This is a genomic window from Pseudoduganella violaceinigra DSM 15887 (assembly GCF_000425385.1).
In the GTDB taxonomy this organism is placed as follows: domain Bacteria; phylum Pseudomonadota; class Gammaproteobacteria; order Burkholderiales; family Burkholderiaceae_D; genus Rugamonas; species Rugamonas violaceinigra.
Genome location: NZ_KE384357.1, coordinates 382,168 through 395,634 on the forward strand (window position 1 = coordinate 382,168; position 13,467 = coordinate 395,634).

At 65.0% G+C, this 13,467-nt stretch carries 9 protein-coding genes; 3 read left to right on the top strand and 6 right to left on the bottom strand.

Going from position 1 to position 13,467, the window contains the following annotated elements:
* Positions 1 to 4 precede the first annotated feature (4 nt).
* A complete protein-coding gene (locus tag H597_RS0121435) occupies positions 5 to 2,059 on the bottom strand; it encodes an NAD(+) synthase (RefSeq protein WP_028103925.1) in 2,055 nt (684 codons plus the stop codon).
* A 135-nt stretch (positions 2,060 to 2,194) separates the two neighbouring features.
* Between H597_RS0121435 and H597_RS0121440 the strand changes: the two genes are divergently transcribed.
* Together H597_RS0121440 and H597_RS31950 are read left to right on the top strand one after the other, a co-directional pair.
* Complete coding sequence (locus H597_RS0121440) at positions 2,195 to 3,313, top strand: GNAT family N-acetyltransferase (RefSeq protein WP_028103926.1); 1,119 nt, start codon at positions 2,195 to 2,197, stop codon at positions 3,311 to 3,313.
* A gap of 167 nt (positions 3,314 to 3,480) precedes the next feature.
* Positions 3,481 to 5,514: a C1 family peptidase gene (locus H597_RS31950; RefSeq protein WP_161630634.1), complete on the top strand. Its 2,034-nt coding sequence runs from the start codon at positions 3,481 to 3,483 to the stop codon at positions 5,512 to 5,514.
* Between the two features lie 78 nt (positions 5,515 to 5,592).
* On the opposite strand, the gene ppa is transcribed toward H597_RS31950, so the two are convergent.
* The 5 genes from ppa to hemC all read right to left on the bottom strand — a co-directional run bounded on the left by ppa (position 5,593) and on the right by hemC (position 10,378).
* On the bottom strand, positions 5,593 to 6,135 hold the full coding sequence (gene ppa, locus H597_RS0121450; RefSeq protein WP_028103927.1) for an inorganic diphosphatase: 543 nt from the start codon (positions 6,133 to 6,135) through the stop codon (positions 5,593 to 5,595).
* A gap of 84 nt (positions 6,136 to 6,219) precedes the next feature.
* A complete protein-coding gene (locus H597_RS0121455) occupies positions 6,220 to 7,416 on the bottom strand; it encodes a heme biosynthesis protein HemY (protein WP_083941222.1) in 1,197 nt (398 codons plus the stop codon).
* On the bottom strand, positions 7,416 to 8,594 hold the full coding sequence (locus H597_RS0121460; protein WP_028103929.1) for a uroporphyrinogen-III C-methyltransferase: 1,179 nt from the start codon (positions 8,592 to 8,594) through the stop codon (positions 7,416 to 7,418). Before H597_RS0121460 ends, H597_RS0121455 begins: the two co-directional genes overlap by 1 nt.
* On the bottom strand, positions 8,591 to 9,355 hold the full coding sequence (locus tag H597_RS0121465; RefSeq protein WP_028103930.1) for a uroporphyrinogen-III synthase: 765 nt from the start codon (positions 9,353 to 9,355) through the stop codon (positions 8,591 to 8,593). Before H597_RS0121465 ends, H597_RS0121460 begins: the two co-directional genes overlap by 4 nt.
* 33 nt (positions 9,356 to 9,388) lie before the next feature.
* Positions 9,389 to 10,378 carry a hydroxymethylbilane synthase gene (gene hemC, locus H597_RS0121470; protein WP_051294032.1) on the bottom strand — a complete coding sequence of 330 codons (990 nt, stop codon included), beginning with the start codon at positions 10,376 to 10,378 and terminating at the stop codon, positions 9,389 to 9,391.
* A 166-nt stretch (positions 10,379 to 10,544) separates the two neighbouring features.
* Between hemC and ppc the strand changes: the two genes are divergently transcribed.
* On the top strand, positions 10,545 to 13,367 hold the full coding sequence (gene ppc, locus H597_RS0121475; protein WP_028103932.1) for a phosphoenolpyruvate carboxylase: 2,823 nt from the start codon (positions 10,545 to 10,547) through the stop codon (positions 13,365 to 13,367).
* Positions 13,368 to 13,467: the final 100 nt, after the last annotated feature.

Consider the following 13,467-nt stretch of genomic DNA (forward strand, 5'->3'; position numbering starts at 1 on the left):
GTGATTAAGCGTCGGGCACGGACTTCAGGTTTTCCAGCCAGGCAGCCGCCTCCGAATCGCTCGGCGCGCGCCAATCGCCGCGCGGCGACAGCGAACCGCCGGAACCGACCTTCGGCGCGTTCGGCACGCAAGTGCGCTTGAACTGCGACGTCTGGAAGAAGCGCTTCAGGAAGATGCCCAGATTGTGTTTGATCTCTTTCAGCTCGTACTGGTTGCGCGCCACATGCTCGTCTTCCGGCCATTGACCCACCTCGCGATCCCGCCAGGCATGATGCGCCAGGAAAGCCACCTTGGACGGCGAGAAGCCGAAACGCAGCGTGTAGTAGAGGTTGAAGTCCTGCAGCTCGTAGGGCCCGATGAAGTCCTGCGTGACTTGCGCCGGCGCGGCGTCGTCGGCCTTGCCCGGCACCAGCTCGGGGCTGATCTCGGTATTCACCACGGCCAGCAGCACGCTGGAGTTGACGTCGCCGAACTGGCGGCTCTCGGCCACCCAGCGCACCAGGTGGGTGATCAGGGTCTTCGGCACGCTGGCGTTCACGTTGTAATGCGACATATGGTCGCCCACGCCGTAGGTGCACCAGCCCAGCGCCAGCTCGCTCAAGTCGCCGGTGCCGATCACGATACCGTTGTGGTGGTTGGCCATGCGGAACAAATGGTTGGTGCGCTCGCCGGCCTGCACATTCTCGAAGGTGATGTCGTACTCTTCCCTGCCCTCGCTGTACGGGTGCCCCAGGTCTTTCAGCATCTGGATGCAGCTTGGGCGGATATCGACTTCCAGCGCGGTACAGCCGACGAACTGCATCAGCGCGCGCGCCTGGTCCAGCGTACGGGTGCTGGTGGCGAAGCCCGGCATGGTCGCCGCGATGATATTGGTGCGCGGCAGGCCCAGTTTATCCATCGCCTTAGCGCAGACCAGCAGCGCATGGGTCGAATCCAGGCCGCCCGAGACGCCGATCACCACCTTTTTGATGCCCGACGAGGACAGGCGCTGCACCAGCGCGCTGACCTGGATGTTATAGACTTCGTTGCAGCGCTTGTCGCGCAACTGCGCATTGGACGGCACGTACGGGAAGCGCTCCACATTACGTGCCAGAGGCAGCACGCGGTGCAGCGGCAATTCGACCGGGAAGCGCACGGTGCGGAACTGCGCCACCTCAGCCTTGTGGCGGCGGGTGGAATGGCCGAAGGTGGTGGTGCGCATGCGCTCGCGCGACAAACGCTCCAGGTCCACATCGGCGAACACCATATGCGACTCCTCGGCAAAGCGCTCCGACTCCGCCAGCATTTCGCCGTTCTCGCAAATCAGCGCCTGGCCATCCCAAGCCAGGTCGGTGGTCGACTCGCCCCGCCCCGCCGACGAATACAGATAGGCCGCGATGCAGCGCGCCGACTGCTGGCCCACCAGTTGGCGGCGGTAATCGGCCTTGCCGACCACGATATTCGACGCCGACAGGTTGACCAGCACCGACGCCCCGGCCAGCGCCGCGAAAGACGACGGCGGAATCGGCACCCACACATCCTCGCAGATCTCGATATGGAATTTGAACAGCGGCAGGTTTTCCAGCTCGAACAGCTGGTTGGCGCCGAATGGCACGCGCTGGCCGAGCAAGCTGATTTCAGAGGAAATCGCCTCATCGGCCGCGCTGAACTGGCGCGCCTCATAAAACTCGCCGTAATTGGGCAGGTAAGACTTCGGCACCACGCCGCGGATCACCCCGCCCGACACCACGATCGCGCAATTGAACAGCTGATGGTCCACGCGCAACGGCGCGCCCACGATCATGGCAGTGGGAATGCGGGTGGACGCCGCCACAACGGAGGCCAACGCCTGCAGCACGCCGTCCAGCAGTGCGCGCTGGTGGAACAGGTCATCGCAGGAATAAGCCGACAAGCCCAGTTCCGGGAAAGCCACCAGCACCGCGCCCTTCGCTGCGGCCCCTTCCGCCAGTTCGATCGTCTGCGCCGCATTGAACAGAGGATCGGCAACGCGGCACCGCGGCACGCCAACCGCCACACGGGCGAAATCATGATGGTACAAATTATGGAAGGAATGCGGCATAACTCAGCAAGGCCAATAGTGATGGCGAAGATTTTAACATTGCGCCCGCCCCAGCGTACGGCCGCGCCCGTGGCAAGCAAAGAGCCTGACCCCAAGGTTGCCACGGGCGCGGCCGTAATTGGCTAGAATGGCCGCATGGAATACCGTACCAGCGTCCTCTCATCCCTCGCCGACGTCGCTCCCGCCGATTGGGACCGGCTGGCGGCCGGCAATCCCTTCCTGTCGCACGCCTTCCTGAACGCCCTGCACGAATCGGGCAGCGCCACCGCGGAAACAGGCTGGCAGCCGCAGTTCCTGGCCATTCATGATGGCGGCGAACTGGCCGCGGCCATGCCGCTGTACGTCAAGTCCCACTCGTATGGCGAATACGTCTTCGACTGGGCCTGGGCCGATGCCTACCACCGCAACGGCATCGCGTACTACCCCAAGCTGCTGTCGGCCATTCCCTTCACGCCGGTCACCGGTTCACGCTTGCTGGCGCGCGACGCGGCGGCGCGGGCCGCCTTGCTGGCCTTCCTGTGCGAGCAGCAGGTCGCCGCCGGCATGTCGTCGTCCCACATCCTCTACCCGCCCCAGGATGAAGCCGAGCAGCTGCGCGACGCGGGCTTCATGCTGCGCACCGGCGTGCAATTCCATTGGCTGAACGAGGACTACGGCAGCTTCGACCAATTCCTGCAAACGCTGGAACACAAGAAACGCAAGAACATCCGCGCCGAGCGCCGCAAGGTCCACGATGCCGGCATCGCCATGCGTCAAATCCGCGGCACCGAGGCCAGCGAGGAAGACTGGCGCTTCTTCCACCGCTGCTACAGCAACACCTATGCCGAACACCGCTCCTCGCCTTACCTGAACTTGGACTTCTGGCTGCGCATCGCGCGCAGCATGCCGCACCAGCTGCTGCTGGTGGTGGCCGAACGCGCCGGCCAGGCAATCGCCTCCTCGCTAGTCGTCCATACCGAAGACACGCTGTACGGCCGCTACTGGGGCGCCATGGAACACGTCCCCTGCCTGCACTTCGAAACCGCCTATTACCAGCCGCTTGAATTCTGCATCGCCAACGGTATCAGGACCTTCGAAGGCGGGGCCCAGGGTGAGCATAAAATGGCGCGCGGCTTCCTGCCGCAAAAGACCTATTCGGCACACTGGCTGGCCCATCCCGCGTTCAGCGACGCCGTCGAACGCTTCCTGGAACGAGAAATGGGCGGCATCGACGATTATCTCGATGAACTGAACGACCGCAGTCCATTCCGCTGAGCCTGCCTTGCACGCTGATCGTTACCAGAACCGGCAAGGTCCTCTGCCATTAATAGGAATTAACGAATAGACGCATGTCCAGCCGGCGCGTAATTTTGTCGATTAGTCTTTGATTTTTATCAAGACTTTCAACAAGAATGCCAGTCCAAAACGCAAAGGATGCCAACATGCCAAAAAAAGAACTGCAGTTGGCCGGCGCGCCGATCGGCTTGGACGCCCGCCCCGATCGCCTTGACCTGCGCGACCTGCCCTACCACCCGCTGATCGAAAACCTGCCGCTGCACTGGCCGCTGGCGGACGATATCAAAGGATACCTGCCCAGCTATATCCAGGCGGGCCTGATCCTGAACCAGGGCCGGGAAGGCGCCTGCACCGGCTTCGGCCTGGCCGCCACCATCAATTATCAGTTATGGATCCGCGCCAACAAGGGCAACAAGGTGGAACAGGTCAGCCCGCGCATGATCTACCAGCTCGCCAAATACTATGACGAATGGCCGGACGAGGATTACGAGGGCTCCAGCTGCCGCGGCGCCCTGAAAGGCTGGCAAAAGCACGGCGTTTGCGGCGAATCGTTCTGGCCCTACGATGAAAAAAACAAGAGCGGCCCACAAGACAAATGGGACGTCGATGCCACCAGGCGCCCCGTAGGCGTCTACTACCGCATCGACAAGCGTTCGGTCGTCGACATGCAGTCGGCCATCAGCCGGATGGGCGCCATCTACGTTTCCGCCAGCGTCCACGAAGGCTGGAGCCAGGTCGGTTCCGGCAGCACCGCCAGCCACGGCGAACTGCCGCGCATCGTTCAAAGCAAGGAGATCCTCGGCGGACACGCCTTCTGCCTGGTCGGCTACAACGAGGACGGCTTCATCGTGCAAAACTCCTGGGGCGAAGACTGGGGCGCCTCCGGTTTCGCGGTGCTGAGCTACGGCGACTGGGTCGAGAACGGCAGCGATGCCTGGGTCGTCGGGCTGGGCGTGCCGACCCACACCCATGCCAAGTCGCCGCAGCACGCGGTACGCCGGCGCAGCAGCAGCAAGGGTGCCACCCCGGTGGCAGGCTGGCTGCAGCAGGACGATCCGCAAGCCGGCCGCAGCGACGTCTGGAGCGTCGAGCAAGCCTACCAACACACCGTCGTCACCGGCAATAACGGCGTGCTGCTGAACCGGATTCCGCACCTTTCCGACCCGCTGGCAAATGCCGCCTACGTCGCCCATGAACTGCCTGCGGCGGCCCTGAAAAACTCGGGCAGGAAGAATCTCATGCTGTTCCTGCACGGGGGGCTGGGCAGCGAGGAATCCTCCATCGAGCGCATCCGCATCCTGGGCCGTTGGCTGGACCAATGCGGCATCTATCCGCTATTCCTGACCTGGAAGAGCGGCTGGAAGGAAATCCTGCATGACCTGGTCGAGGACAAGGCGCACAGCCAGCTCGGCATGCCGCCGGCACAGGGCGTGGGCGAAGCCCTCAAGGAAGCCTGGGACCGCGGCATCGAACGGCTATGCCGCGACCTGCTGGTGCGCAGCATGTGGCAGGAAATGAAGCAGAACCTGGAGGGCGGCCTGAGCGCCCATCCCAAAGCCGGGCTGGTGGCGCTTGCGGATCGCCTGGGCGACCTGGTGAAAGAAGTGCCGGACCTGCGCATTCACATCGTCGGCCATTCCGCCGGCTCGATCGCGGCCGGCCACCTGCTGTCGCGCTTCCCGGTCAACCAGCTGAAAGCGGCCAGCTGCACGCTGTACGCGCCGGCCTGCGACATCAGTTTCGCGCTCCAGCATTACAAGGGAGCGGTTGATCGCGGCGTCCTGCCACTTGGGTCGCTCCAGGTCCACGCCCTCACCGACAAGCTGGAACAGGGCGACAGTGTCGGACCATACCGCCAGTCCCTGCTCTACCTGGTCAGCCGCGCCCTGGAAAAACTGCATAAAACGCCGCTGCTCGGCATGGAGCGCGCGCACAGCGCCGCATACGCCACCGAGGAATTCTGGCATGCCGACACCCTGGCCGACTTGCGGGCCTGGCAGGCGTTCTACGGCGGCCGGCAGCTGCAGGTGCTCGGCGACAGCGACGTCTTCAACGGTGCCCGCAACATCCCGTCCAGCCATGGATGCTTCGATAATTCCGTGCGCATCCTGGCCGATACGGTGGCGGCCATCGCCGACCGCCAGCCCAACCAGCTGCCGAAGGTGGTGCTGGATTATTGACGCTGCCCGCTTGCGGCGCACCAAAAAAATAAGCGCCCCGCGGGGCGCTTAGCTTGTGCTTATTTTGTGCCAGGGCGATTAAACGCCGGCTTCCTGCTTCTTGGCTTGCTCGACGCCGTGCAGGATTTCCTTCTTGGCTTCTTCCGGGCCGTACCAGCCGTCCACCTTGACCCACTTGCCTGGTTCCAGGTCCTTGTAGTGCTCGAAGAAGTGCTGGATCTGCTGCAGGCGCAGGTCCTGCAGGTCTTCCGGCTTCTGCCAGTGCTTGTAGATCGGCAGTACTTTATCGACCGGCACCGCCAGCACTTTGGCGTCCTCGCCGGATTCGTCGGTCATCTTCAGCACGCCGATGGCGCGGCAACGCACCACCACGCCCGGGATCAGCGGGAACGGGGTGATGACCAGCACGTCGACCGGGTCGCCGTCGTCGGACAGGGTGTTCGGGATGTAGCCGTAGTTGCATGGGTAGTGCATGGCGGTGCCCATGAAACGGTCCACGAAGATGGCGCCGGATTCCTTGTCCACTTCGTACTTGATCGGATCCGCGTTCATTGGGATCTCGATAATGACATTGAAGTCGTTCGGCAGGTCTTTGCCGGCCGGTACTTTATTCAGGCTCATGTTTTTCCTCGATTTAATGCTTTTTTGAACAGTCTAACCTTGCAATTATAGCGAACTGCGCGCCGCTTGTGCGGCGCAGCAGCCTCACAAAATAGTTGCCAAGGCGCACTGGCGATAATGGTTCGCCGCGTCTTCGGGCTGGGACAGCGCTTCATGCAGCTGCGCCAGCTTGAGGTGGGACTCGCGCACCATGCGCGGCTCGGAAGCGTCGGACAGGGCCTGCTCCAGGTGGCGCTGGGCCTTGCCCCACAATTTCTGCTTCAGGCACAGGGAGCCCAGGGTCAGCGCCAGCTCGGCGTCGTTCGGGCGCTCGCGCACCCAGCCTTCGCAATGCTCGATCTGCACCAGCAGCGCGGCGGAGCCGGCCGGAGCGGCGGCGTCGCGGTAGGCGCGCACCACGCGCTCGTCCCAGTTGGCGGCCAGCGCTTCTTCGCAGACCAGACGGGCTTCGTCATGCAGGCCGCGCGCATTCAGGGCGGTGGCGGCACGGCAGGCGACAAACGGCTTGATGCGGTCGGCCGACGGAATCGTGCTCCAGACGCGCTGCAGCGACTCGGCGTCGTGGGCGTTATCGGACAGCAGGTCGTCGTAAGCGAGCTCGCGCAGGCGCGCCGACAGGGCCGGATGCAAGGCCTTATGCTTGTCCAGCAGGCGCGCCAGGCGCAGCACTTCCGGCCAGTTCTTGGCTTGCTGCTCGGCCTTCAGCGACCATTGCAGGGCGTGGATATGACGGGTGCCGCTGGCATTCAGTTCGCGCACCGCTTCCAGCGCGGCTTCCGGCTGGTGGTCGTCGACCAGCAGCTCGGTCACGGTCATCAGGCGCGCGGTCTTCATCGTGTTATCGCTGGCGATGCGCGCCAGCCACTGGTCGCGGCGGGCCTGCTGGCGCATGCGGTGGGCCGCGCGGGCGCCGATCAGGGCCGCGACGCCGGCGTTTTCCGGCAGTTCCGCGGCGCGCAATGCCGCTTTCTCGGCATGGCCGAAACGGCCTTCGAACAGGGCCTTCAGTGCGTCGCGCAAGCCTTTGTTGCCGTCGCGCTCGCGCTTGTGCTGGCGGTAGGCCGCCACCTTCTTCGGCATGTTCACGGTGGCGTTGAAGGCGCGCACCAGGAAATGCACCAGCAGGAAGGCCGCCGCCAGCAGCACCATGAAGAAGTTAAGCGACAGGTCGACGCGGTATGGCGGGTAGAACAGCACCACATTGCCAGGGTTGAAGCGAGCCGTCACGGCGATACCGATGGCCGCAGCCATCATTACAACGAGCCAGATAAAGAGACGCATTATGGCTTCGCCTTGTAGTTACGGACCGCGTTCAGGCTGTCGGACAGCGTCGGCATCTCGATCGACAGGTTGCTGCCTTGCAGCTGGCGCAGCAGCTGCTGGGCGGTCTGGGTCTGGCGTGTCTTGGTGTCGAAATATTTGGTCAGCACTTCCTGGGCGGCCAGCAGGTCGGCGCGGAACGCCGCTTCATTGCGGGACAATAAGGCCATACGGGCGTTCAGCAGGCGCAGTTTCAGGTTTTCGCGCAGGAAGTACGATTCTTCCGGCGCCAGCATGATGGCATCCGGCGTTTCGACACGGCGCACGCGGATCAGGGTCGACACTTCCGCCCACATATCGCTGCTCCATTCCTGCCAGACGTTCTTGATGCGGCTGCCCCAACCCTCTTCCTCCGCTGCAGGCGCCGGCGCATCGTCCTTGCCGTTGGCGCCCTTGGCTTTCGGTTTGGCCGGCGCGGCCTTGCGCACCGGCGGCGCGGGCGGCGTCGGTTTGGCATCGGACAGCATCGGCAGGCCGTCGACCTGGGCGATCACGTTATCCAGGCGCACCGCCAGGCCGACCGAGTCGACGTTCGGCAGAGCCTTCAGGCGTTCGATGTCCTTGGCGATGGCGCGGCGGATGGTGATGAATTGCGGCTTGTCGGAGCGGGACAGGCTGCGGTCGGCGTTCTGCAGCGCGATCAGCGCGCCCGGCACATTGCCGGCCAGTTGCAGCTGCTGGCTGGCGGTGGAGAGCACCTGCTCGATCTCGGCCAGCGCCCACTCGTCGCGGTTCTTCGACATGTCCTGGTACAGCTGCTCCAGCGCGAGCTGCTGCGCCTGGGCTTCCTGCTGGCGGTTTTCCAGCACGCCGACCTTCAGCTGGATTTCCTTGGCGGTCTCCTGGACATTCTTGGCCAGCTGGCTGGTCTGCCCGTTCAGGGAATCGCCCTGCTGCAGGCGGCGCGCCATTTCCTCGCGCAGGCGGAACACCTGGTTCTTCGAGTAGAAGGCTTGCGCGGCAAGCAGGATGCCGAGCACCACGACGGCGATCACCAGCGGCTGGCGCAGGGAATCGCGCTCCTGGACTGGCGCTGCCGCCGGCGCGGCAGGGGCGGGAGTGGGAGTCTCGACGGCCGGCGCGGCTGGCTGGGTTGGCGGGACGTCTTTGTTGTCAGTTTGGTTAGGCAAATCGTTCATGGACGTGATTGTAACGCGGCGAGCACCCGTTCGTCGCCTGATCCTGTCAGGGTCACATGCTGGAAGCCCAACTCGCGCGCCGTCTCGGCGATGCGGGAGTGCGGGACGATCAGGTGGTGATGTTGCAATAATGCAACGATTGTCGATTCATTCAATTCCTGCAGCAGGCCGACCAGGCCGCGCAGGGCTTCCGAGCTGGTGATGATCCATTCGGCATCGGCCGCCGCCAAGGCGCGCAGGCGCGCGGCCAGCTCCGCGCTCAGGACCGGCACGCTGCGGCGGTAGGCCGGCAGCACGGTCACATCGGCGCCGGCGGCGCGGAAGGCGTCGGCCATCAGTTCGCGCCCGGATTCGCCGCGCACGATCAAGACCCTGGCGCCACGCAATGCCGGCAGGTCGAGCGCTTGCAGCAAATGTTCCGTGTCGCTGCGGGCGGGATCGGCGGGACTGGCGATCAGGCCGGCGGGCACGCCATGCGCCAGCAATGCCTGGCGGCTGCCCTCGCCCACCACCGCCGCGCGCAGGCCTTCCGGCCAGGTATCTATATGGGCGAAGGCGGCGTCGATGGCATTGGGTGAGACGAAGGCGACCAGCTGGTACGCCCCCAGGCCGGACAGGCCGGCGCGCAGGGGCGCCGGATCCGCCAGCGGGGCGATTGCCAGCAGCGGCAGCACCTCGACCTGGCGGCCGAGCGCGCGGATGCGGCCGGCCAGCGGCTCGGCCTGCGCGAGCGGGCGGGTGAGGACGACTGGACGCGGCATCAAAACCGGGCAAGCGGTGTCAGACCCGCCGGGTCAGACACCCTCCGATGGCGCGGCGTTGGGCGTCATGCCGTGCGCCTGCTCGGCGGCGCAGGCGGCGAGGATGGCTTCGGCATCCTGAGCGCGCAATTGTTCGGCGACGTTGGCGCCCAGCGCTTCGGCGTCGGCGGCGGCGCCGTTCACTTCAGCGCGGGCGACGCGGCTGCCGTCCGGCGTGGCCACCATGGCGCGCAGGTGCAGCTGGCCATTGTCGACCGTTGCGAACGCCGCCAGCGGCACCTGGCAGGAACCGCCGAAAACCTTGGACACCTTGCGTTCGGCCGTCACGGCCTGGGCGGTCGACAGGTGGTTCAGCGGCGCCAGAATGGCTTGCAGGTCCAGGCCGTCCTTGCGCTCGGCGATTTCGATCGCCATCGCGCCCTGCCCCGCGGCCGGCAGCGAATCTTCCGGCGCCAGCAGCGCTTTGATGCGCTGCGGCAGGCCAAGGCGTTTCAGGCCGGCGGCGGCCAGGATGATGGCGGCGTAATCACCGCGATCGAGCTTGCCCAGGCGGGTGTCCAGGTTGCCGCGCAAAGGCTTGATGACCAGGTGCGGGTAGCGCGCCGAAATCAGGGCCTGGCGGCGCAGGCTGCTGGTGCCGACGACGGCGCCTGCCGGCAGTTCCGCCAGCGAACCGTAGTCGTTCGAAACGAAGGCGTCGCGCGGGTCTTCGCGCTCCAGCACCGCCGCCAGCGTGAAGCCTTGCGGCAGCTCCATCGGCACGTCTTTCAGCGAATGCACGGCCAGGTCGGCGCGCCCTTCTTCCATCGCCACCTCCAGCTCTTTGACGAACAGGCCCTTGCCGCCAACCTTGGACAGCGCGCGGTCCAGGATCTGGTCGCCGCGCGTGGTCATGCCCAGGATCTCGATGCTGCACTGCGGATATAATTGGGACAAGCGCGCGCGGACATGTTCCGCCTGCCACATGGCGAGCCGGCTCTCGCGCGATGCGATCACCAATTTGGAAGGGAGCTGTTGGGCCATTTCAGGAGTATTCAAAACCAGTTCTTTCGCTGTTGCTAGCGCCAAACCGGCGTTCACCAGTTTATTGCGCATGATGGGGACCACAAATTCTAGCATGCGCGCCCTCTATGCAGACTGTGGCCACAAGCCTTTTGCACGACCATTCTTATCTTTTGACTGATTAACTATGGCAAATCAAGTAAGTGCAACAGACGAACAAAACCGGAGCGCCGACAAAGACGCGCCGCTGAAAGAAGATATCCGCCTGCTGGGCCGCCTGCTCGGCGACGTCCTGCGGGAACAGGAAGGCGAGGAAGTGTTCGCCGTCGTGGAAACCATCCGCCAGACGGCGGTGCGCTTCCGCCGCGAAGCCGACGCCGGCGCCGCCAAGGAACTGGACGGCATGCTGAAAATCCTGACACGCGAACAAACCATTACGGTGGTGCGCGCCTTCTCCTACTTCTCCCACCTGGCCAATATCGCGGAAGACCAGCACCACATCCGCCGCCGCCGCGCCCACCTGCTGGCCGGCTCGGCGCCGCAAAGGGGCAGCATCAGTTTTGCGCTCGACAAGCTGAAAGAATCCGGCGTCGAACTGGACACCGTGACCAGCTTCTTCAAGGAAGCCCTGATCTCCCCCGTCCTGACCGCGCACCCGACCGAGGTGCAGCGCAAGTCCATCCTGGACGCGGAGCACGATATCGCCCGCCTGCTGGCCCAGCGCGACCTGCCGCTGACGCCGAAAGAGCGCAGCGCCAACCTGCATATGCTGCGCGCCCGCATCGCCACGCTGTGGCAGACGCGCATGCTGCGCTACTCCAAGCTGACCGTGGCGGACGAAATCGACAACGCCCTGTCCTATTACCGCATCACCTTCCTGCGCGAGCTGCCGGCCCTGTACGACGACATCGAGACCGAGATCGCCGAGCATTACGGCCAGGCCGCGCCGCGCGCCATCGACGCATCGTATGTGCAGATGGGCAGCTGGATCGGCGGCGACCGCGACGGCAACCCGAACGTCAACGCCGGCACCATGCAGCACGCGCTGGAACGCCAAGCCACCACCATCCTCGACTTCTACCTCGACGAAACCCATGCCCTGGGCGCCGAGCTGTCGGTGTCGACCCTGATGATCGGCTGCTCGCCCGCCCTGCAAGCCCTGTCCGACGCCTCCACCGATTTGTCCGACCACCGCCGGGACGAGCCTTACCGGCGCGCCCTGATCGGCATGTACGCCCGCCTGGCCGCCACCGCGCGCGCCCTGGGCGCGACCAATATCCTGCGCAAGGAAGTCGGGCACGCCGCCCCCTACCCTTGCCCGGCCGACTTCTCGGCCGACCTGCAGGTGATGATCGAGTCGCTCGACGCCAACCACGGCGCCGTGCTGGCCCGCCCGCGCCTGAGCACCCTGAAGCGCGCCGCCGACATTTTCGGCTTCCATCTGGCGTCGCTGGACATGCGCCAGTCCTCGGACATCCACGAACGCGTGCTGGCGGAACTGTTCGCCAAGGCCGGCGTGCAGGCCGACTACCCGGCGCTGGAGGAAGACGCCAAGGTCAAGCTGCTGCTCGCGGAGTTAGCGCAACCACGCCTGCTGTATTCGCCGTACATCGACTATTCGGAGGAAACCGCGTCCGAGCTGACCATCCTGCGCACGGCGCACGATATCCGCCAGCGCTACGGCAGGCGCGCCATCCGCAACTACATCATCTCGCACACCGAAACCGTATCGGACCTGCTGGAAGTGTTCGTGCTGCAGCAGGAAACCGGCCTGCTGCGCCAGGGCGCCGACGGCGAGCACAGCTCGGACCTGATGGTGATCCCGCTGTTCGAGACCATCCCCGACCTGCAGCGCGCCGCCGGCATCATGGAAACCTTGATGGCGGTGCCGCTGGTGCAGAAACTGATCGCCAAACAGGGCCAGATCCAGGAAGTCATGCTGGGCTATTCCGACTCCAACAAGGACGGCGGCTTCATGACCTCCAACTGGGAGCTGTACAAGGCGGAACTGGGGCTGGTCGAGGTCTTCGCCAGGGCCGGCGTCAAGCTGCGCCTGTTCCACGGCCGCGGCGGCACCGTCGGGCGCGGCGGCGGCCCAAGCTACGAGGCCATCCTGGCGCAGCCGAAAGGCACCGTCAACGGCCAGCTGCGCCTGACCGAACAGGGAGAGATCATCGCTTCCAAATTCTCCAACGCCGAAATCGGCCGCCGCAACCTGGAACTGCTGGTGTGCTCGACCCTGGAAGCGAGCCTGATGCCGCCGCCGGCCGACGCCTGCCACGGACCGCGCCTGGCCGGTTTCGAAGCGGTGATGGCCGAGATTTCGGCGCTGGCCTACAAAGCCTACCGCAACCTGGTGTACGAAACCCCGGGCTTCACCGACTACTTCTTCTCGGCCACGCCGATCGCGGAAATCGCGGAGCTGAACCTCGGTTCGCGCCCGGCCTCCCGCAAATCGACGCGCCGCATCGAAGACTTGCGCGCCATCCCATGGGGCTTCAGCTGGGGCCAGTGCCGCCTACTGCTGCCGGGCTGGTACGGTTTCGGTTCCGCCATCGGCGCCTGGCTCGCCGCCGGCAACCGCGAAGAACGCACGGCCAAGCTGCGCGACATGTTCCAGCACTGGCCGTTCTTCGCCACCCTGCTCTCCAATATGGACATGGTGCTGGCCAAGACCGACCTGGCGATCGCCTCGCGCTACGCCGAGCTGGTGACGGACAAGGAACTGCGTGAGCGCATCTTCAAGCGCATCACCGAGGAATATCAGCAGACCCTCGATTGCCTGGAGTCGATCACCGGCACGCGCGAGCGCCTGGCAGGCAACCCGCTGCTGGCGCGCTCCATCACCAACCGCTTCCCCTACCTCGATCCGCTGAACCACCTGCAGGTGGAACTGATCAAGCGCCGCCGCGCGCTGGGTAATGAAGAAGACAAGCTCGATCCGCGCGTCAACCGCGGCATTCACCTGTCGATCAACGGCGTCGCCGCCGGCCTGCGCAACACGGGCTGAACGCCACCGGAAAACGGGCCCGGCGCAATCCGGGCCCGCTTAGAGGCTGTTTCAAAATGGGCGTGGCTAGGCGCAGCGACGAAGGCAGTGCGCCTGCACG

Bases quoted from the DNA above. Each gene is read 5' to 3' on its own strand.
- ppc (WP_028103932.1), top strand. From the start codon at position 10,545: ATGGCAAATCAAGTAAGTGCAACAGACGAACAAAACCGGAGCGCCGAC.
- ppa (WP_028103927.1), bottom strand. From the start codon at position 6,135: ATGAGCCTGAATAAAGTACCGGCCGGCAAAGACCTGCCGAACGACTTC.
- H597_RS0121460 (WP_028103929.1), bottom strand. From the start codon at position 8,594: ATGAACGATTTGCCTAACCAAACTGACAACAAAGACGTCCCGCCAACC.
- H597_RS31950 (WP_161630634.1), top strand. From the start codon at position 3,481: ATGCCAAAAAAAGAACTGCAGTTGGCCGGCGCGCCGATCGGCTTGGAC.
- H597_RS0121455 (WP_083941222.1), bottom strand. From the start codon at position 7,416: ATGCGTCTCTTTATCTGGCTCGTTGTAATGATGGCTGCGGCCATCGGT.
- hemC (WP_051294032.1), bottom strand. From the start codon at position 10,378: ATGGCCCAACAGCTCCCTTCCAAATTGGTGATCGCATCGCGCGAGAGC.
- H597_RS0121465 (WP_028103930.1), bottom strand. From the start codon at position 9,355: ATGCCGCGTCCAGTCGTCCTCACCCGCCCGCTCGCGCAGGCCGAGCCG.
- H597_RS0121440 (WP_028103926.1), top strand. From the start codon at position 2,195: ATGGAATACCGTACCAGCGTCCTCTCATCCCTCGCCGACGTCGCTCCC.
- H597_RS0121435 (WP_028103925.1), bottom strand. From the start codon at position 2,059: ATGCCGCATTCCTTCCATAATTTGTACCATCATGATTTCGCCCGTGTG.